The 21,687-nt window shown below is 43.2% G+C and carries 15 protein-coding genes and 1 other RNA gene; 1 reads left to right on the forward strand and 15 read right to left on the reverse strand.

Going from position 1 to position 21,687, the window contains the following annotated elements; translation table 11 throughout:
• Window positions 1-104: 104 nt before the first annotated feature.
• The 3 genes from BMW61_RS10005 to BMW61_RS10015 all read right to left on the reverse strand — a co-directional run bounded on the left by BMW61_RS10005 (window position 105) and on the right by BMW61_RS10015 (window position 7,221).
• The gene (locus BMW61_RS10005; RefSeq protein WP_091821480.1) at window positions 105-3,818 is read right to left on the reverse strand and encodes a carbohydrate binding domain-containing protein; all 3,714 of its coding nucleotides are present in this window, start codon (window positions 3,816-3,818) and stop codon (window positions 105-107) included.
• A 243-nt stretch (window positions 3,819-4,061) separates the two neighbouring features.
• A complete protein-coding gene (locus BMW61_RS10010) occupies window positions 4,062-5,945 on the reverse strand; it encodes a DUF3298 and DUF4163 domain-containing protein (protein WP_091821483.1) in 1,884 nt (627 codons plus the stop codon).
• Window positions 5,946-6,111: 166 nt separating this feature from the next.
• Complete coding sequence (locus BMW61_RS10015) at window positions 6,112-7,221, reverse strand: cation diffusion facilitator family transporter (protein ID WP_091821484.1); 1,110 nt, start codon at window positions 7,219-7,221, stop codon at window positions 6,112-6,114.
• Window positions 7,222-7,312: 91 nt separating this feature from the next.
• Between BMW61_RS10015 and BMW61_RS10020 the strand changes: the two genes are divergently transcribed.
• Entirely contained in the window at window positions 7,313-7,954 is a 642-nt protein-coding gene (locus BMW61_RS10020; protein ID WP_091821487.1) for an NUDIX hydrolase, read from the forward strand.
• A 24-nt stretch (window positions 7,955-7,978) separates the two neighbouring features.
• Here BMW61_RS10020 and mnmA read toward each other — a convergent pair whose 3' ends face one another.
• The 12 genes from mnmA to BMW61_RS10080 all read right to left on the reverse strand — a co-directional run bounded on the left by mnmA (window position 7,979) and on the right by BMW61_RS10080 (window position 21,665).
• Complete coding sequence (gene mnmA, locus BMW61_RS10025) at window positions 7,979-9,064, reverse strand: tRNA 2-thiouridine(34) synthase MnmA (RefSeq protein WP_091821488.1); 1,086 nt, start codon at window positions 9,062-9,064, stop codon at window positions 7,979-7,981.
• A 76-nt stretch (window positions 9,065-9,140) separates the two neighbouring features.
• On the reverse strand, window positions 9,141-9,773 hold the full coding sequence (locus BMW61_RS10030; protein ID WP_022760549.1) for a hypothetical protein: 633 nt from the start codon (window positions 9,771-9,773) through the stop codon (window positions 9,141-9,143).
• A 91-nt stretch (window positions 9,774-9,864) separates the two neighbouring features.
• Window positions 9,865-10,194: a metal-sensing transcriptional repressor gene (locus BMW61_RS10035; RefSeq protein WP_022760548.1), complete on the reverse strand. Its 330-nt coding sequence runs from the start codon at window positions 10,192-10,194 to the stop codon at window positions 9,865-9,867.
• Window positions 10,195-10,232: 38 nt separating this feature from the next.
• Window positions 10,233-10,979, reverse strand: a complete 747-nt coding sequence (locus BMW61_RS10040; protein ID WP_091821491.1) for an energy-coupling factor ABC transporter ATP-binding protein — start codon at window positions 10,977-10,979, stop codon at window positions 10,233-10,235.
• A 62-nt stretch (window positions 10,980-11,041) separates the two neighbouring features.
• On the reverse strand, window positions 11,042-11,815 hold the full coding sequence (gene cbiQ / locus BMW61_RS10045; RefSeq protein WP_026498513.1) for a cobalt ECF transporter T component CbiQ: 774 nt from the start codon (window positions 11,813-11,815) through the stop codon (window positions 11,042-11,044).
• The gene (locus BMW61_RS10050; RefSeq protein ID WP_022760545.1) at window positions 11,815-12,825 is read right to left on the reverse strand and encodes an energy-coupling factor ABC transporter permease; all 1,011 of its coding nucleotides are present in this window, start codon (window positions 12,823-12,825) and stop codon (window positions 11,815-11,817) included. The genes cbiQ and BMW61_RS10050 overlap by 1 nt, the downstream gene beginning before the upstream one ends.
• Before the next feature lie 449 nt (window positions 12,826-13,274).
• Window positions 13,275-15,188, reverse strand: coding sequence for a YgiQ family radical SAM protein (locus tag BMW61_RS10055; RefSeq protein ID WP_091821493.1), 1,914 nt, complete (start codon window positions 15,186-15,188; stop codon window positions 13,275-13,277).
• An 11-nt stretch (window positions 15,189-15,199) separates the two neighbouring features.
• The gene (locus tag BMW61_RS10060) at window positions 15,200-16,501 is read right to left on the reverse strand and encodes an aspartate aminotransferase type Ic (protein ID WP_091821522.1); all 1,302 of its coding nucleotides are present in this window, start codon (window positions 16,499-16,501) and stop codon (window positions 15,200-15,202) included.
• Window positions 16,502-16,689: 188 nt separating this feature from the next.
• Window positions 16,690-17,916, reverse strand: a complete 1,227-nt coding sequence (locus tag BMW61_RS10065) for an EAL and HDOD domain-containing protein (RefSeq protein WP_091821496.1) — start codon at window positions 17,914-17,916, stop codon at window positions 16,690-16,692.
• A gap of 128 nt (window positions 17,917-18,044) precedes the next feature.
• Window positions 18,045-18,254, reverse strand: a non-coding RNA gene (gene ssrS, locus BMW61_RS10070) — 6S RNA.
• A gap of 149 nt (window positions 18,255-18,403) precedes the next feature.
• Window positions 18,404-20,221 carry an aminopeptidase P family protein gene (locus BMW61_RS10075; protein WP_026498510.1) on the reverse strand — a complete coding sequence of 606 codons (1,818 nt, stop codon included), beginning with the start codon at window positions 20,219-20,221 and terminating at the stop codon, window positions 18,404-18,406.
• Between the two features lie 70 nt (window positions 20,222-20,291).
• On the reverse strand, window positions 20,292-21,665 hold the full coding sequence (locus BMW61_RS10080; RefSeq protein WP_026498509.1) for a citrate/2-methylcitrate synthase: 1,374 nt from the start codon (window positions 21,663-21,665) through the stop codon (window positions 20,292-20,294).
• Window positions 21,666-21,687 lie beyond the last annotated feature (22 nt).

A 21,687-nucleotide genomic window follows, 5' to 3' on the forward strand; every position in this document is an offset into this window, starting at 1 on the left:
GATCCCGCACAATCACTTGAATTGTGCGGGATTTTGGTATGATAAAAAAATATAGGGAGAACTATCAAACCGGGCGGCATGCCGCCCGGAACGACAAGCATAAATTATTTGCGGACGAAGGTTACACCTGTAAGTCCGGCTTCCTCGAAGAGCTTAGCTATTCTAACAAAGTTCTCATCATTAGACGCATAGATTACAACTATGAAGTCCTTATCATGTTTGCAATTTTTGAAGGCTGATTTGTCAATCTTAGTAAGATTATCACCCTTTACAGTGATCTTCTTAAGGTTTTCGCAGCCGTTAAACGCATTCTTACCGATTGTGGTAACGTTCTTTCCAATAGTTACATTCTTAACTTTTTTGTTACCTTTGAATGCGTTCTTTGCTATCTTTGTTACCTTAACCTTGGCTCCATCAATTACAACGGTTGAAGGGACTGTAAAAATCTTCTTCTTTGAACCGGTGTTAGGCTTGAAGCTTGCTTCGCCCTTACCTGTTACCTTGTAAACCTTGTTCTTTGAAGCCTTTACTTCGCCCTTCTCAGCCTTACCATTATTGTTGGATTTAGACTGAACCTTTGCAGGCTCATTTTTCTTGGTTTCAACTGTAGGTGCAGGCTGCTGTGCTGCTTCCTCGCTCTTGTTTTCGGAAGGTGCAACTTCTGAAGCTTTCTCCTGTGCAGGTGCTGCCTCTGAAGTCTTCTCCTCTGTAGGAGCCACTTCTGAAGTTTTCTCCTCTGAAGGAGTTTCTGCAGGCTCTTCTGCAGGTGTCTCTGAAGGTGCCGGAGCAGGTGCCACAGCGCCATTTAACTTATCAAACTCTTCCTTAGTGATCTCTACAAGTGAGATATCATCGATGTAAACATCGTGCTGATCTGTTATCTGTACTCCGTCAACAGATCCCATTGTGATGTTAAATCTTGCAGCATCATCCTTAGGCATCTGGAATGCGCTTGTAAATTCTTTCCAATCACCGTTAACTGTCTCTACAAAAGCTCCGTCATAGGTTGACCAGTCATTATCGGTCTCTCCGTTATGACCTACGGAATACTTAATCTTACGCTCTATGCTTGACTTTGCTCTGAAAGCAACCTTATAGTACTTATCCTTCTGAAGCTTGATATCATCCTGGTTGAGCTGGATGTACCAGTCATTTCCGGCATCTCCTGTATTATCAATCTTCATCGCGAAGGTATTGGAGTTGCCATTCATGCTGTCAATTACGCTGCTTGCTTTTGCTGCTTCATTGACATAAACCTTAAAGGCTGTCATTCCTGCATTGAATGAACCATTCTTAAGAAGAGACTTTTCAGCTAAAAATACATCGTCAAGGAAGTATGTTCCGGGCTTTGTAAATGTGAACTCTACTCCGGTTTCTTCTCTTGTAAGATCGTTGTCAACAACGAGTACATTACTGAAATTCTTCTTCTCATTTGTAAGCTCAGGTGTAAAGGTCTTGCCTGCGACTGTAGCTGTAAGACCGTCCTTTTCACCATCAGTTGTGTATGCGCTGAAGCTGAAATCGTACTCGCCTGATACCAAAGGAGCAAGATCAGACTGTGCGATTGTCACAGGGTTAGTCTCTGAAGTTCCTTCGGGGACCTCAACCTTAACCATAAGCTCTCTCTTGTTCTTTGTATTTGTTACGGATACGTTATCCTTATCCTCTTCCTCAACTTCCCAGTAACCTAGCCTCTTATCACCCTGGTCAAAGGATCCGTTGTATACATAGTTTCCGTCGGGACGGATTGTCTTTTCATTAGTCTCCTGAATCTCTTCTCCGGACTTATGAACAAGTTTAACATTTGAAATTGTCACAGGTGCTGTTGAACCAAGCGCTCCAAGGTTGAACTCAAGTGAACCGTTGGGATCAGTTTTATCATTGATAGTGAAATCAAGAGTATAATTCTTGTTCTCCGGAGTAATATCAACTGTTGTATCAGCAAGATATCTGCTCCAGTTGCGATCGGGCGCGGAAACATCTACTACTATGCTTCTGTTCTCTGTAGAGTATGCATCAAATGAAAGCTCATACTCCCAGCCCTTGTACATAGGAATACCTGCCTGCTTAAGCTGTACGCTGTAGCTCAGTCCGCCTTCTGCAGAAGGAGTAATTGTAACTGCACCATCAGCTGTTTCTGCTGTTGATCCCTCTGCATCATCCTGCAGGTGAAGCACCCAGTTCTTGCTTGAATTATTATCCTTATCTTCGTCTACCGGAGCTGAAAAATCTGCGTTTAATAAATAGTTGCCATCTACGGGCTCTCTGTACTGTACAGGCTCTTTCTCAGGACGTGTTGCAACTTCTTCACCCTGAGAGTAAGAAGCCTCATCCTTCTGATATACTCTCACATAATCAACAACGAACTCTTCTCCGTCAATGTCGTGATAGTCATCGGGATAACCAACCCAGCTTCCGCCTACTGCAAGATTCAGAATGATGTAGAAGTCCTGATCAAAAGGAGCGGGATATGTAACCTGGTTATCATCATCGGTACCTGTGTGCCAGTCATTTGTCTGGTAAACCTGCTCGCCATCAACATACCAGGTGATTAGGCCGGGTTCCCAGTCAACTCTGAAATCATGGAACTCATCGGAGAATCCGTTTTCACCGATAACCTTTGTTCCCTGGTTCTCTTTATGTGTATCCTGGCTGTATCCATAATGGATGGTATGGTAGGACTTGCTTGTATTCTGTCCCATAACCTCCATGATGTCGATCTCACCACACTTAGGCCACTGTCCGTAAAGACCTTCGTCTGTAGCCATAAGCCAGAATGCAGGAAGAAGTCCTTTTGATGCAGGAACCTTAGCTCTTGCTTCGAAACGTCCATAGGTAAAATCGTGAAGGTTCTGTGTTGTGATTCTTCCTGAAGTGATCTCACCCTTTACAGTCTTAGCAGATCCGCCAGCCTCGGGAAGCTCTCCGATTCCGCCAACTGTCATCGCAGAACCGCCAAACCAACCCCAGTTTGAATAGTCCATAGCATTAACCTGAACAGTTCTGTTATTGTCTGCTACGGCGCTCATCTCGAAATGATACTTGTGACCGGGGATAAGTTCAAAATCCTTCTGCTGGAACTGAACGTGATAGTTTTCAGTTCCGCACTCATCTATTTTAATCTTAAGTACACCGTCTGTTACGCTGTACTCACCCTTAGCAGGATCTGTAATTCCAAGTTCCCAACCGTCAGGTCTTTCCCCGTCTGATGAGTCGAGGTCTGAATTGTTCAAAACCTCAATGCCCTCTCCGCCATCAGTAATATCCTTAAGTGAAACACTGTCAATCAAAACCGTTGCAGCTGCTTCACCGAATTCGCCATCTACTTTTCCGAAATTAAGCTGGAGAGTTGTTGTAGATGATTCCCCGCCCATATCGAAATCAAAACCATATGTGCCAAATTCAACTGAGTCGTAGTTAGCGTCGCCCTGGTCCTCGCTCTCACCTTCGGCATCCTCGACCTCAGTCTCCTCATATTTGGAAATAATATGAAGCATGCCATCATGCACTTCGATATTGCCCTCATCAATTGCGGTATATCTCTGCTTCTCTTTATTAACCCAGCCGGGTTCATGCTGCTCAACATTCCAGTCGTTGGTGTTCAAGGTTTCACCGTCGAATTCATCCTCCCATACAAGAGAATACTCACCATCGTTGCTTTTATCCACGCCTTCTCCTTCTGCGGAATCAACAGCAGCTTCTGCCACGCTTTCCTCCGGAGCCTCTTCCTCAGCTCTTACTGAAAGCGGAGCACTTGTAACCGTTAAGGCCATTGCCATTGTCATCGCAAACAACCTTCCCAATTGCTTGTTTTTCATGTCCTTTTTCCTCCCAAAAATCTAATCGGTAAAGCTATATTAGATAATTTTAGAAAAAGGTTATATCAAATTTATGCTTTTTTTATAATTTTCATTACGGAACCAAGCAGAAATAAAAAAATACACAGTTATTGAGCTTGCTCAAAATAACTGTGTGTTTTTTATTTCTATTTGGCGACAAGCCAAAACGAGAAAATGCGCAGCATTTTCGAGTCTTGGTTCTGTAATGAAAATTTTCCTATATCATCCCGCGTACTGCAATCCCTCAAACAGTTCGTCCACTTCACCTTCTTTTAATGAAGCCGGATACTCAAAGGAAGTATATGTAAATCTTACAATCCGGTCATCATCAAGCTTGCAGTCAATGTAGGTCTCTCCATCGGTTTTATAGGGGATAACATGTGTCCCTACCGGCAGAGTAACACCGCTTTGAAGAACAGTTCCGTCTTCTCCGACGATATCAGCGCTTAGCTTAGTCTTGCTGTAAGCCTCTTCCGACTTCCAGGCAATGTGAAATTCCTTTGATACAAGCTCAGGCATTCCGTTTTTCCCTACTTTGTAAGAACCATAGCAGGTATAAGTACCGAGGCTGTTAAGCACCTGACCGAAATGCATATTATCAGGATTCGAATATAACGTATCTATGTCAAAACCACCGTAGATAGACTCCTCCAGGTAATGGAATCCCTGGTCTCCGACATAAGTCACACTTCCGTCTGTTATATCAAATACGTTAAGATAGTAGTAGTCATTTTCAATCGGAATTATGACATAAATATACTCTCTGCCCTCCGGTGTGCCGACTCTGTAGGATTTCAGACCTCTATCACGTCTTATGCTAAAGCCGCCTCCGATTTTTGCACTGCTGCCGTTTTCCATAACAAGCTCAAGATCCTCCGCGGAGATCATTTCGTCATCCATATCATCGTAATCTGTAGGATAGTAGTTGTAGTGGATGTAATGAATATCTGAGTCATAGCCTTTTTTCCAAACCGGGATATCTTCTCTTCTGCAATAGCTGGTGTTCTCCTCGGGAATGAATCTGCTTTCAACAAGTCCGGGATATTCTTCATATCCGATCACGATATCCTGCATACCGTCGGCGTAGGACGCTATTTCATAGACATTAAATATTATATGAATGCCATCACCAGCCATATACCATATATATTTGTATTCATGGGTATCCGAATTCACGTCAAATTCCGCATTATACCGATAGTTTTTAAGGCTATCCTCTGCCATTGAAAACTGTCCCTCGTACTCCTCGATTTCGTGAAGCTTTGAAAGAATTATCTCATTAAGCTGCTCTTCCGAAAAGGTCACAACATCCCCGAGATCAAGCTCTTTTCCTGATTCCACATCAAAGGTCTGGCCTGAAGCACCATAAATCCCATGAGCTCCGCCGGTAAACTCATAGTTAAAGCAATATATGCTAAGCACAGTATTATCGGAACGCTTTATACTGTAATCATCCGTATTTTCAAATGGGCCAAAAAATGAGTATCCGTTTTGTGCACTGTCTTCGTACTGGGCCTTTGCTTCCTCCGCTGTACTGTTTGCCCATCCATCAGCCTTATCGATTACATTCTGAGTCTGGTCATACAGAGTTTTATAGAGTTCCGGATATATATCCTTCCACTCCTCATCCATCAGTACCGACTGCGTTACTCCCTCGAACAATATTCCATTGGAATAATCCTTGCTGTTTTCATTATTTTCAGGGAAGGTTACATCACCATCATATTTTATACTGTATTCTTTGGTTACAAGCTTGTAGGTAGGTCCGCCGACAGTATATGCGGTGTTTACGCTCTGATCGGATGACAATTTTTCATCTGTATTGTCTTCTTTCTCACTACCTGTTTCATCTGAGAAAAATCCCGGAGCATCCTGACTACCATCATCTCCGCTTAATATATTTGTATGCTCACTGCTGCCAATACCGTCTTTAGTATCAACCTTTACCTGTTCTTCAGTCTGTGTATCTGAGTTTTCCGACTCACCACTATCCACTACTGCGTCAATCTGTTCCTGCGGATTAGCTATGCTGCAACCGCTAATCATTGATGCCGTAAGCACCAGGCTCATCATTGTTCCAAATGATCTCATTTTCTTATACATCATACTTCCTTAAAACCTCCCCGATATGCAGTAATTGCCCTCGATCTCTCCTTTTTTCGTAGTATACCGTTTATTGTTACCCTAAAACGGCTTCACTTATAATACAAATATCCCCTCTATAATGTTGCAAAAAGCACAAGAAAATTTTTAGTTTTCTTCATATTACATCTTAATCACTAAAATCCCTGTCAAGATTTATCTGGAACGAATACTCCGGATATACGCTCTTTAATTCAGTGATGACATCATCATGAAGTTTTTCTCTATTGCTCTCCTTGAAAGAAACAACCATGTCAAAAGCTACGATGTTCTTGGTTTCATCAAGATAAAAACCGTGGATCTGTTTTACTGTATCGTGCTTGGAGAGTATATTCTTAGCAATATTATTTCTGAGCTTACCTGCTGCCGAAGAATCCGAATTCTGAGAATATATACTGATACCCTCAATCGCAACGCCGTGCTCCTCATAGACCTTGGCTGCTATTTCTCTCTGAAGCTGATCGAGTCTGTAAATTGTGATATCCTCCGGAACTTCGATGTGCACCGAACCAATGTACCTGTCCGGACCGTAATTATGAAGGAGTAGGTCATAAGCTCCCTGCACCTCAGGAAACGATGCTATCGTCTTCTTGATTTCACTTGAAAGTTCAAAGTCAACTCTCTCCCCGAGAATCAGCGACAGATTATCGCGAAGCATCTCAAGGCCCGCCTTAATGATAACTATAGAAATCACTGCAGCGAGATACGCTTCAAGACTGACTCCGCTTGCAAGAAAAATTATGGCTGCCAGCAAAGTAGCTGCCGAGATAACCGAATCAAGCTTCGCATCCTGTCCCGATGCAACAAGGGATTCAGAATTAACCTTTTCCCCCACCTTTTTCACATAGGTTCCGAGAACGATTTTCACTACCACCGCAACAGCTATTATTACAAGAGATGCTGTCTGATAGGATGGCTTTTCAGGGGCAATGATCTTCTTTATGGATTCCACAAAGGAAGTGATGCCGGCATAGAGGACAATCACCGAAATCATAGCCGCGCTAAGGTACTCGATTCTTCCGTATCCAAGGGGATGCTTTTTATCTGGCTCTTTTCCCGCAAGCTTCGTTCCAATAATTGTGATAACTGATGAAAGCGCATCGCTCAAGTTGTTCACCGCATCAAGAACGATCGCGATAGAGCCGGAAATTATACCAACTGCTGCCTTAAAGCTTGCTAGAAGAATATTGGTAACTATTCCTATTATACTTGTTTTGATGATTGTCTTATTTCTGTCCATACGTATATCTCCTCATGCTGTTTTCTTCTGTAAATCCATAATGCTTTTCCCATTATAGCAATAAAAACGTCTTAAGTACTATAATAGAGCTATGAATAAAAAAGAAATCCTTGAAAAAATAGATAAACTTAATAACACGCCTGCCATCCCTAAGGGAAGTTCTGCCGTTATAATCCCTCTCATTGAAAAGGATGGTGAGATACACATCCTCTTTGAGGAGCGCTCTCATAAGCTTGAATTTCAACCGGGAGAAGTATGCTTTCCGGGAGGTCGGATTGAAGAAGGGGAGACACCAAAAGAGGCTACCATAAGAGAATTCTTTGAAGAATTGTTTTCAAAGCTCGATCATGATAGCTCTGAAGAATACATCGAAATCCTTTCAGAGCTTCCTCCCATAATGGGCCCCACAGGTGCAATAATCTATCCGTTTGTTGGACTTGTAAAAAAAGACGACTTCACCTATTCAAAAGATGAAGTCGAGAAACTCTTTACCTATCCGGTGACCTATCTTCAGGAGCACCCTCCTATATGTTATAAGATGCAGAAGAAAACATTTGCGCCGGATAATTTCCCTTTTGAAAAAGTTACCGGCGGAAAAAGCACCTATGGTTTCCATGTTCAAAAGTATGACATGTGGATCTATGAGGATACCGATCCGATAGTCTGGGGCTTTACGGGAAGGCTCCTTCACAGCTTCCTGGAACAGATTAACAGCAAAAAACCGGCTGAATAAGCCGGTTTCCTTATTTGCACGCTTCTACTGTTTGCAGATTATCCCGCCGCCAAGCACGATATCTCCATCATACAAGACCGCTGACTGGCCTGCGGTTATCGCACGCTGAGGTTCATCAAAAAGAATCTTGCAGATTCCGCCCTCTTTTTCGGGAAGGGTTACGGTTGCAGGCTGTTCCTTATGCTTATATCTTATCTTAGCGCAGCATCTGATATCGCCCTTTGGCATTTCTCCTGTTATCCAGTGGAAATCCCTGACTGTCACCTCACGCTTAAAAAGATCCTCGTTGTCAGACAGAACCACTCTGTTTTTCTCGGTATCAATCTCCGTGACATAAAGCCTTCTGTCTGCAGGAACCCCGAGACCTCTTCTCTGTCCGATGGTATAATTGATAAGCCCATAGTGGTGTCCTATTACATTTCCTTTCTTATCAACTATATCTCCGTCCGGATAATCCTTACCTCTGTACCTTTTTATCATGGATGCGTAGTCTCCATCAGGTACAAAGCATATATCCTGGGAGTCGCTCTTGTGAGAGGTCACAAATTCATTTTTTTCCGCAATCTCTCGAGCCTGCGTCTTTTTAAATTCTCCAAGCGGGAACATCGTGTGTGACAGCTGTTCCTCTGTGAGATCATATAGGACATAGCTCTGATCCTTGGTATCATCCACTGCTTTTTTCAGATAAAAATGGCCGTCCTTTTCCTCTATCCTTGCATAATGTCCTGTGACGATGTATTCACAGTCAAGCTCCTTCGCCTTTTTATAAAGAATATCGAACTTCAGATACTTGTTGCATCTTATGCAGGGATTAGGTGTCTCTCCGCGCTCATAGCTGCATACAAAGGGCTCTATTACGTTATCTATAAACTCTTTTTCATAGTGAAAAATGTGATAGGGAATTCCAATCTTCTCCGTCACGGCTCTGGCATCATCGGTGTCCTTTTTGCTGCAGCAAGTGCCGAAAAGATCCTCGCCTATCATGTCATTTTCATATAATCTCATTGTACAGCCTATGCATGAAAAGCCCTTTTCGCTCATAAGCTCAGCTGCAACGCTGCTGTCCACTCCGCCGCTCATGGCAATGAGTGCTGTCTTTTTCTTGTCCATCTTTTTTCCTTATACTGATGATTAAGGCATCGACGGCTCACAGTGATCTGAACTGTTTACCTCGATGCCCTTTTTCTTAACTCCAGATAATTGTCATATCCACGCTGTCTTTTTTAACTCCGACGATAACATCCTTGGCAAGACTTGCAACTATTGATTTCTCAAGCTCGTCATTTGCCTCCTTAACATCATCCTCTTCATCATCGGCTTCATCCAATGCATCTTTATAGTTGCTAAGCGACCAGATAAGCGGATCTCCCATAGGAGGAAGCTCGCCCGGAGCACCCATTCCGCACATCGTAAAATCGGCTGCTCCTCCGCCATATTCCTGCTGAAGGGACATTACTTCATCAAAATTGAGAAGTCCGTTCTCTATGATATCCCCGATTTTTCCCATGAAGCCTTTAGCGGCTGCATTTTTCTTGGAGGTTGCTACAGAGAGAAGCTCTTCCTTTTTCTCAAGATTCATCTTCGTCTTGGCAAGCAGTTTAACTCTGTACTCGCCGTCTTCATGCTCCATCCAGAAAAGTGCCTGATAATCGCCGGTCATGGCCTTAACCATTCCGATTGTCTCTTCGGCAAGAAGTCTTAAATGAATAGCCCTTTTGCCTGAAAGCCCCTGATGATTAATAAAAGCATCCACTGTATCAAGTGCCTTTTGTGCCTTCTCTTCTGTGTCACTGATGTACAGTTCCTTAGTTTTATCCAACTTTTTAAACCCTCCTCATAAAGAAAATTTAAGAAAATAATCTATATAGTTTATCCTACCATTTTTCGATGTATTCCACAAAACAATTCTATTAAATAAACTTCTGAACAGCCTTCTGAAATTCTTCCACCGCACTGGTGTCGCCATCCTCTATGGCATGAATTATGCAATGAGTCATATGCTCGTTGATTATTTCCTTACCAAGGCTTTTAAGCGCTGAATTAACTGCTGATAGCTGCATCAATACATCTGCGCAATCCTCATCTTCTTCAATCATGGCTTTTACATGATTCAGATGTCCGATAGCTTTGCTAAGCCTGTTTATCTGCTTCTTTTTTATCTCCGGAGAATGATAGTGCGCATGACTATGAATATGTTCGGAATCGTGTTCGTGTTTATGTTCACCTTTTTTACTGCTCATTATTAGACCTCATACTACATGTTACTTTTTAAACCATTTTATACCTGCTGAAACCTCAGCGGCAATTCCAATCCGTGGTCTTCCAAAAGCTTCTTATCTCTTAGTATATCATCTGTTTTTCCGTCTGCCTCTATCCTGCCATCATATAGCAAAACCACTCGCTCGCAGGTATCCATTATGAAATCAAGATCGTGGGATGCAATTATTTTAAGGCATGAAAGCTCGTTCAAAACACCTATGAGATTGCGTCTGTTCCTTGGATCAAGAGCGATTGAAGGCTCATCCATAAGTATTATATCAGGTTCCATGGAAAGAATCGTCGCTATAGCGGAGAGTTTTTTCTCACCTCCGGAGAGCTTGAAGTTCTGCTTTTTTCTAAGCTCCTCGATATGCACCTTTTGAAGTGCCTCGGTCACTCTCTTTTTAACCTCATCCTTGGATAGTCCATAGTTTCTTGGTCCGAAGGCCACATCATCTTCTACTGTCGATAAAAAGAGCTGGCTGTCGGAATCCTGAAAAACGTAGCCTATGTGCTCCCTTATATGGTTTAAGTTCTTGCTGTTTACAGGATGACCTGCCACCTCAAGTTTCCCGTCATAATCAAGGTACAATCCCACAAGAAGCTTTAATAATGTGGACTTTCCGATTCCGTTCGCGCCGATAAGTCCGATACTCTCTCCTTCGGATGCATGAAAATTGATATCAAACAATACCTGGGCATTCTTTTCATAGGAAAAGTTCAGGTTTTCAATTGTAAGTAGTTCGCCGTGTACTCCGGTTTGCATATAGGTCCCCTCATCCGCCCTTCGGGCACCTTCCCCCCTGTGGGGGAAGGTTTTATTATTCATCATATTTTAATTATATTTCTTATAAATACAAAAATCGCGATCCAGGCGATTGTGTATATTATATCAAAAGGCCTAGCCTTAATTTCTTCCATGTCAAAATCTCCTTTAAAGCCTCTAAGGAGCATACTCTCATAAACAACACCCGCTCTGTCCATACTTCTTATCAGCCACATTCCAACGAGGGTTCCCCAGGCCGAGTAGTGGATTCCCTTCTGGCGCGGTGCTCTGAGCTTATAGGCGGTGGCAATTCTGTCTGCCTCTTCGCCCATTATGAAAAAATATCTCTCAATCAGAAGAATTACAATGACTATAATCTTTGGAACATGTATCAGTCTAAGTGCATGACACAGTTTTTCAATGGATGTCGTAGCAATCAGTATATATGCGGCAAGCACTGCATAAAAACCCTTCAGCATAAGCGTGATCATTGAGATAACTCCGCCGCTTATACCAATCTCACCCACATAAAACAATATATCTCTGTCAAAAAACGGATTGAGAATTCCAACGAAAAGTACAAGCGGCAAAATAAGTCTCATGCGATAAATTCCCATTCTAAGGGACAACTCACCGACTATAAATCCGAAAGCAGGATATACAGCCATCAAAATAAGTGGTGCCAGGGCATATTTATCAAAGGATACCACAGTAAAAATGTACATAACGGAAATAAGCAGCTTCCCCAGAGGATGAAGGTCATTCATCCAGTGGGAACGCTGCCATAACTCCTGTATCTTTTGAAATTCACGTAATCTTTTTTCTATTGAATCCATTAAATATTTCCGACAGGTTTATCCTTCTTAAAGAACTTAAATGCATAGCATGCACCGATCAGGATAGCAACAACTACCAAAGCACCTACTATTCCTGAAAAGCTCGTGCCGACAGCTGCTTCGCTGTTCTTAAACGCATAATCGGGAAGCAGTGATGTTGCTGTCTGAATGCTGTCTGCAACCTCATAAGCGCCGCCTGCTGCTTCAAGTTCTGCTGTTCCCGCAACCTTCTCCATAGACCACTCAAGTCCGTCCGGAAAAGCTGAAGCGAAAAGTGAAACAATACCGCCGCAGATAGCTGCAATAACGCCAAGAACCACAATAGTATTCTTAAGTGAAAGTTTTCCTTCCTTTGCCTTGCTCTCATCTCCAACTCCCCAGAGAAGCTCAGGTCTTGCCTCATTAACAAAAATAAGTACCGCTGCTGTAATAAGTCCCTCAACCGCTCCGATCGCAAGGTGAATCGGCTGCATGGTAGCAACAAATACCGAGAAAGGAAGCTCTGTGATTCCTGAAGCCAGGGTTTCAAGTGTAACTGAAAAAGCTCCCATCTGAAGTGTCAAAACGCAGCCAAGTATTGAAGCTAAAAGTATTTTTCCTCTGGTTGCTCCTTTTTTCATAATGGTCTTCCATATCAAAAGGGCACCTACAAAACACCCATAAAAGGCCATATTCCATACATTACACCCCAAGGCTAGCAGACCTCCGTCCGCAAACAGCAGACATTGTACCAAAAGAACTCCAATCATAGTAAGGAATCCTGCGTAAGGACCAAGTAGAGCCGAAAGCATCATGCCTCCGCAAAGATGTCCCGATGAACCTGTGCCCGGAATGGTAAAGTTGAGCATCTGTGTTGCGAAAACAAATGCACCCATAACACCCATCACAGGGATTTTCTTTGGATCATTCTCCTCTTTAACCTGCTTGATTGAGTAAGCTGCCGCTCCTGTTGATAGTACATACATAGTGCCTGCTACTGCAGGTGAAACCAAAGCATCCGCCATGTGCATAGTAAAAAATCCTCCTGATTTGTTGAAAATACGTGGCAAAAAGCTCTTCAAAACTTTGAATTTTCTTTTTGCTCAAGAAGAATTATAGCTTTACAGGCAGAAGTCGCAAGCCCCCCAGGGGGTTATTTTTCGCCAAAAATCCGTATTTTTTATGTATCGTTATATTTTATGGGATATATTATGGAAAACGATAAACAGAATAGTTGCAATCATATTTAAGAGCATATATTACATTATTAGTTTAGTTTATGATTTTATTATAATTAGTTCAGACTTTGGTTATAAATCTTATGCTTCTTTTAGGCTATGTACATACTTTAGACAAACATTAAAGGTATTATACAAGTATCAGAAGTGAGAACTTCTGACTCCCCCAACAAAACTTTTTTCATACCAGAGCTGTCAGATTCCCCATCTGACAGCTCCTCCTCCATTAATGGGGGATTTTTTTATTTTCGCCTTTTGTTCTTAGGGTTAGATTCCCTCATCCGGCGCTTCGCGCCACCTGTTTTATTAGAAGTTCTTTTTGAAGCATTTCCTTTTTCTTCATGCTTTATGTTTTGAGAAGGCTTGCGGGGCGGAATGAGGAACTGCGGTCCGAAGCCGATAAGGTCCTCTCTGTGCTCGCGAAGAAGCGCTTCCTTAACAAGATCGTAATTCTCAGGTCTTCTAAACTGAATGAGTGCTCTCTGCATCGCTTTTTCATGCGGATCTCTTGCCACATACACGCTCTCCATAGTAAGCGGATCAAGACCTGTGTAGTACATGCAGGTAGAAACCGTGCCGGGCGTGGGATAAAAATCCTGAACCTGTTCGGGACTGAGCTTATGCTTGCAAAGATACTCAGCAAGAGCTATGGCATCCTTCAAGGTGCTGCCCGGATGCGATGACATCAGGTAAGGCACTGCATACTGCTGCATTCCAAGCTGCTTGTTTACTCTATCGAATTTTTCAATAAAACGATCATAGACCTTAACGCCGGGTTTACCCATCTTATTTAAAACATTATCGGAGATGTGCTCAGGAGCCACTCTCAGCTGCCCACTGATGTGGTGCTTACACAGCTCCCGTAAAAATGTATCATCCTTATCCGCAAGCAGATAATCGAATCTGATTCCCGACCTTACAAAGACCTTTTTAACCCCGGGCAGTGCGCGGAGCTTCTTTAAAATGCTGAGGTAGTCCTTGTGGTCCACGTCCATGTTTTTGCATACCTCCGGATGAAGGCATTTCTTATTCGGGCATGCTCCGAGCTTCATCTGCTTTTTGCAGGCAGGTTTTCTGAACTGAGCCGTGGGGCCTCCGACGTCATGGATATAACCCTTGAAGTCCTTTTCTTCAAGAAAAAGCTTAGCCTCTTTAATGATGGACTCATGACTTCTAGCCTGAACTATTCTCCCCTGATGGAAAGTAAGGGCGCAGAAATTGCACTCCCCAAAACATCCTCTGTTGGAGGTAATGGAATATTTTATCTCATCAAAGGCAGGCACACCTCCCGCAGCATCGTATACGGGGTGCCAGGCCCTCATATAATCTCTCTCATAGACATCGTCAAACTCCTGCTGTGTAAGCGGTCTTGCAGGGGGATTTTGCACCACAAAAAGGCTACCGTCATAGGTTTCATACAACCGTTTACCGTTAAAGGGATCCGTATTTTTATACTGTATGCTAAAGCTTTCGGCATATTTTCTTTTATCTGACTTAATCTCTTCAAACGACGGAAGCTTAATCGCATCATAGATATCTTCCTCGTTTCTGGTCTTATAAACCGTGCCGTTTATAAAGGAAACATCAGCAATATTCATACCGGAAGCCAGGGCATCCGCTATCTCAACTATGCTTACTTCGCCCATTCCATAGGATATAATATCAGCCCCGGAATCAAGCAAAATAGAGCGCCTTACCTTATTCGACCAGTAATCGTAGTGTCCTAGTCTTCTAAGGCTTCCCTCAATACCGCCCACGATTATGGGCTCATGCTTATAAACTTTTCTAATGAGATTACAGTATACGATAGTCGCATAATCAGGGCGAAGTCCCATCTTGCCGCCCGGACTGTAGGCATCAGTCTTTCTGCGCTTTCCTGCAACTGTGTAATGGTTCACCATGGAATCCATATTACCGGCAGAGACCAGAAATCCGAGTCTGGGCGTTCCGAGAACCGTTATGCTGTTTTCATCCCTGAAATCGGGCTGACAAATAAGGCCCACGCTGTATCCGTGAGCCTCTAATGTTCTTGTTATGATGGCGGCACCAAAACTTGAATGGTCTACGTAGGCATCGCCGCATACATAGACGAAGTCAAGCTGATCTATACCGCGCTCTTTCATGTCTTCTTTGCTGATTGGAGGAAATTGATTCATTCTTACCTCTTTTATGCGTTCGCTTCGTTCATCTCTTTTAAGAGTTTGTCTGCATATACAAGCTTAACACATACTGTGAAGATCTCCATTGCTGTGCGAAGATCCGCAAGTGAAGGATATGTAGGAGCAATACGAATGTTGCTGTCCTTGGGATCCTTCTTATAAGGGAAGGTTGCTCCGGCGCCTGTCATGGTAACTCCGGCCTTCTTAGCTCTGTCTACAATAGCCTTGGCACAGCCCTCAGGTGCATCAAAGCTGATAAAATATCCTCCCTTGGGTCTTGTCCAATCACCGATCTTATAGGGAGCCAGATCCCTGTCGAGAATCTCAAGAACTGCTTCGAACTTAGGTCTTATGATCTCGGCATGTTTTTTCATATGTTCCTTCATGCCCTCGATGTCGCCGAAGAATCTCACATGACGGAGCTGGTTAACCTTATCGTGTCCGATGGTCTGGTTTGAAAGCTGAGCCTTGATCTCCTCAAGGTTATTGAGAGAGGTTGCAAGGGCAGCGATTCCGCTTCCGGGGAATGTGATCTTGGAAGTCGATGAAAACTTGTAAACCATATCGGGACTTCCGGCCTTCTTACACTCTTCAAGAATCTCAATCAGATAGTCCTGATCATCATCATAGAGATGATGAATTCCGTATGCGTTATCCCAGAAAATTCTGAAATCTCTTGCAGCGGGACGAAGTCTTGCAAATCTTCTTACTGTCTCATCTGAATATGAATAGCCCTGAGGATTGGAATACTTTGGAACACACCAGATTCCCTTTATTGATTCATCCTCGGAGACGAGCTTCTCTACCATGTCCATATCCGGTCCTTCGGGTGTCATGGGAACCGGAACATTCTCTATTCCGAAATACTCTGTAATCGCGAAATGTCTGTCATATCCGGGTACAGGGCAAAGGAACTTAACCTTATCAAGCTTACACCAGGGAGTATTACCCATTATTCCGTGGGTGTAAGCTCTTGAAACTGTATCATACATTACATTAAGTGATGAATTGCCGTAGATAATGATATTTTCAGGCCTATTCTCCATCATAGCTCCGATGAGGACCTTAGCCTCATGTATGCCGTCAAGCACTCCGTAATTGCGGCAGTCTGTTCCGTCTTCACAGGAAAGATCAGCGCCGGAATTAAGCGCGTCCATCATTCCCATGGAAATATCAAGCTGCTCGTGGCACGGCTTACCTCTCGCCATGTTGAGGGTCAGATCCATGGCCTGGTATCTCTTGTACTCTGCTCGCATGTTGGCAAGCTCGCGCTCAAGCTCTTCTTTATTCATCTCCTTGTAATCTTTAATCATAACTGTAGGCTCCTTACTTCGATTTAAACTCTAAAGATTATACAACAAATATAAATAAATAGGAAGAAAATAAAAAAGCTGCTGCATTTTTATGCAACAGTTAGAGTCCCTCATCCGGCGCTGCGCGCCACCTTCCCCCAAAAGGGGGGGGGAGGCACTATAGACTATTAACACTAAAAATATAATCAAATTGGATCAATCAAATCTCTGTACCACTTGAGTGCATCCGTGTAAGCTTTGTAGGTCGCATCCATGTCGATTTCTTCGGTAATCATGAGACGTGAAACCTCCTGCCAGGAAGCATTCTCATATTCGAACATGAACTGTAATACAGGCCACAGATCACCTGTATGTCTAAGGAGAGCATCCTCAATCTTCTTGGATACATGCACCAGCTTAAGTGACTGTTCCATAGTCTGGTCGAGCATAACATCAAGAAGTGAAAACAGTCCGGCTAGGAAGAGCTCCGGTGCAAGGCCTTTTTGCTTAAAGCACTCAGCAAGATTTTCGGCAAATTTTGCTCTCACCATGGAAATACGTGTAATCTCACTTGGCTTATCGGAGCAAAGTTCCTTCGTTACCGCTGTATTTATCCATCTCTTAAGCTCTTTTTGTCCAAGCATTGCAGCCGCATGTCTTACGGAAGTAATCTCAGAATTGAAGCTCATGTGGTTAACCATTTCCAGCATAGAAATGACAAGAGCGGCATCCTTTCCGATTACATCAGCAGCAGCCTGGAGATCAAAATCAGGATTGTTGACAACATTCAAAAGCTCAATATATGTAACCTTCAAAGGAGCTACGGTCTTCTCGGATTCTTCTACCGGAAGTCTGAAGAAAATGCCTTCATACAAATCATAGGCCCCGTCTGAAGTAAGTCTGTCGTAGTCCTCCTTGGTGTCCACGCCAACAGCGCATAGCTTGATATCAGGATAAGCTCTGGTAAAATATATCTTTGCACTTCTGATATTCACCTTGCGGTGGTCAAGAAGAATATAATCGCACATCTCCAGAATAGGCTTATAGGTCTCAAACTGATTACCTGCAAGCTTTCTTATCGCAATTTTGTAACCCTGTCCTCGAAGATCCCACAGCCTTGACAGATAAGGCTCCTCAGGAATCACCGAAGTATCCAGAAGAAGAACTATTATGTTCTTAGGTGCTCTGCACTGTTCCTCTATATTGGCAAATAGTGAAATATTGTTGATCTCAACGAAGACTTCCTTACCTCCGGAAAGGACATTTGTTCCAACGCTGTCCACAATGTCAAGACCTACAATGTTGACAACATTATCCAAGAACCCGGTCCCCATCAGATAAGGATTCATCAGATGATTATCTCTCTGTGCAAATACAGAATAGGCACAGACTTTCATTTCATCATCAAACAAAGGAATCAATGAAGCAAGCATTTCAATACTCCTTTCAAAGTTCGCGTACATTTGTCTGTCAATTTATTATATCATTACGAAAAAACATACACAATTGTTTCGTTTATTAAATATGTATGAAAAAAAAACAGCCCATAAGGCTGTTTTGAAATAATCCCGAGAATGCCGGTTCCGGTTATTTGACTCCTAGCTAACGCCAGGTGGGTTACCGCAGCCCTTTTCGCTGTCTTCCTCTCCCATAGCTTGTCTGCACATGTGCAGGGCCGGAGGCGTGACATTGGAAAATGCAATCTAGGTGTCCCGTTTAAAGTAAATGTAGGTTCAAATTACACCGGAGTTGTCGAGCATCCCAGGCGAGCACTTGGCTCGAAATGCTGATCTACGTCAGCTTCTAATTACATTATAAACCTCCCCCCCGCTAAATCAATAGATTTTACCTAAAAAATTATTAATTTAATATGAAGAAAAGCGCATGAAATCTACACTTCACGCGCTTTTTATGAAATAATTATTTAATCGGTCTGGTCTGTTTTTTAAGCCATTCTTTTATCTCATTCTCTTCGATAAGAGGTGAGATTGTATCATAAACCAGTTTCTGATATTCATTGATTGCATCAATCTCGCGAGGCTGCAGATACTTTTTATCAATGGCATCAGGGTCGAGAGGTACATAGGTAAGATGACGGAATTCAAGGAACTGTCCGTCACTATTCTTCTCACCGTATACAACCTCAAGGATATTCTCGATGCGGATTCCGTGCTTACCCTCGATATATACGCCGGGCTCATCCGACATGATCATACCTACCTTAAGCGGTGCTTCATCCTCAGAAGATCTGGACTTCCATCTTATGCTGTGAGGTCCCTCGTGAACATTAAGCATATATCCGATTCCGTGACCTGTCCCGCACTTGTAATCGATTCCGATATTCCAAAGGGGCTGTCTTGCAAGAATATCAAGGTTTCTACCGTTGCAGCCTTCAAGGAAATGTGCATTGGCGAGCTGAAGCATTCCCACTGCGGTAAGTGTATAGTGCTTTTTCTCCTCATCGGACACGGGACCGAGAACTATGGTTCTTGTTACATCAGTTGTTCCGCCCATGTAGGTCGCTCCTGAATCAACAAGCAGGAAATCCTCAGGCTTAAGCTCTGCATTGGACTGCGCTGTTGCTTCATAGTGCATCATAGCAGCATTATCCTTATAGGCACTGATTGTCGGGAATGAAAGCTCAATGAATCCGGGAATCTGAGATCTCATCTCATCCAGATGCATTGCTGCAGTATATTCGTTTAATGTGCCGTTTTTAACTTCATTTTTAACCCAGTAGATGAACTTCGTAAGAACAGCGGAATCCTTTATGTAAACTTCCCTGATGTTCTTTATCTCAGTCTCATTTTTGCATGCCTTCATCATCTCTGTCGGATCGTAGATGTTCTTGATATTGGCACCGCTGCTTTCTGAATTATCCTTTATTGTTCTGTAAACCGAATAGCTTACATTTCTCTCATCATAGAGTGTTAAGCCTTCATACTCATATTCATCGAGCCAGTTTATTATCCTGTCATAGGAGATAATCTCGATTCCGTTATTGGCACAGTAAGCGCGGACCTCATCATTTAGCTCTTCAATCTGTACAAACATGCTTACAGACTTTTTAGTTATGAACAGGTAACTGAGTATAACGGGATTGCATTCCACATCATTTCCGCGAAGATTCGTAAGCCAGCAAATATCGTCAAGTTTGCAGAGAAGATATGCGTTTGCTTTCTCCTCTTCCATAACTTTTCTGATATCGGCAAGCTTGTCCGCAAAGGACTTGCCACAGAGTTCATCCGATAAAACATATATAGGATTGCAGGGAAGAGCAGGTCTTTCACTCCAGACTTCTCCGGCAAGATCCTTGTCGAACTTTATCTTTACCTGATTCTTTTTCAGCTTCTTTTCATAAGCAAGTCCCTCTCTTGCAGGAACCACTTTTCCGTCAAAACCGAGAACCTGTCCGTTCTTCATATTCTCAGAGAGGTATTCTGAAATTGTGGGAACGCCTTCCTCTCCCATCTTATAAAGAGTAACTCCTGTACCCTCCATCTCTCTCTCGGCCTGAATAAAATATCTTCCGTCAGTCCACATTCCGGCCCAGTCGGCGGATACCACGAGAGTTCCGTTTGAGCCTGTAAAGCCACAGAAATACTCACGTGCTTTGAAAAAATCGGCTGAGTATTCCGAGTTATGGTAGTCGGAAGTCGGCATCAGATAATAGTCAATGCCGTTTGCTGCCATTTTTTCTCTAAGGGCGGATAATCTGCCCATTATTAAATCATTCATCTTATTTTTTGCCTCCAAAAATCCCCTCATCCGGCGCTTCGCGCCACCTTCCCCCTAGGGGGAAGGCATTTTACCTGTCTTCCATAGGGATATAGTCTTTATAGTCGCTTACTGCCATATAAGCAGGGCGAATAATCTTGCTGTTGTTAGCAAGCTCTTCCATTCTGTGAGCACTCCAGCCGACGATACGCGCAATTGCAAACATCGGAGTAAAGAGCTCCTCGGGAAGCTCGAGCATCTTGTAAACAAAACCCGAGTAGAAGTCGACATTTATACTTACGCCCTTGTACATCTTGCGCTCTGCGCTGATAACCTCGGGTGCAAGTCTCTCAACAGCTTCATAGAGGGCAAGCTCTTTTTCCATGCCCTTCTCCTCAGCAAGCTGTACAGTGTACTCCTTAAGGAGCACTGCTCTTGGATCGGACTTTGAGTAGATAGCATGTCCTACACCGTAGATAAGTCCTGCTTTATCAAAGGCCTCCTTGTGAAGAAGTTTCTTCAAATACTCCTTGACCTCTTCCTCATCGGACCAGTCCTTAAGCTCTTTTTCCATCTGCTCAAACATGTGAATAACCTTGATGTTCGCGCCGCCGTGACGGGGTCCCTTAAGTGAACCGATAGCCGCAGCAATAACGGAATAAGTATCTGTCATGGATGAGCTCACAACGTGAGTCGTAAAGGACGAGTTGTTACCACCACCGTGCTCCATATGAAGAATCAGGCAAATATCTAATAGTCTAGCCTCCAGCTCAGTATACTTACTGTCCGGACGAAGCAGATACAAAATATGCTCAGCCGTAGACAGTTCTGCCTTCGGCGGATGTATAAAAAGGCTCTTCCCTTCATGATAATGGTTATAAGCCTGGTATCCGTAAATAGCAAGGAGCGGGAACAGACTTATCATCTGAAGACTCTGCCTGAGTACATTGGGCATAGAAACATCGTCAGCATGATCGTCATAGGAATAAAGCGTAAGTACACTCCTTGAAAGGGTATTCATCATATCACGGCTGGGTGCCTTCATGATGATGTCTCTTACAAAGCCTGTGGGCAGAGATCTGTAAAAGCCCAGAAGCTCAGTAAAGCCCTGGAGTTCATCCTTATTGGGAAGTTTTCCGAATAAAAGAAGATACGCTGCTTCCTCAAATCCGTACTTTGTCTTGCTTGCTGTTCCGTGAACAATCTCTTTAACATTTATTCCGCGGTAGTACAGTTCACCGTCTGCCGGTACTCTCTCTCCGTTTACCTCTTTTGTGGCATTGATGGTGGATATATTTGTAAGACCTGTCAGTACGCCCTTACCGTTTAAGTCACGCAGTCCCCTTTTTACATCAAATTTTGTGAAAAGTTCAGGATCTATCTGATCGGCGGTCTCAACAATCTGCGCGAGACCGGATAACTGTGGTGTGTTATCTGTGTAAATGTTTGTCTCGTTATGACTCATTCCCATACAACCTCCTGTTTCA

Origin of the sequence: Butyrivibrio sp. ob235, from assembly GCF_900109475.1 — a bacterium.
Classification (GTDB): Bacteria; Bacillota; Clostridia; order Lachnospirales; family Lachnospiraceae; genus Butyrivibrio.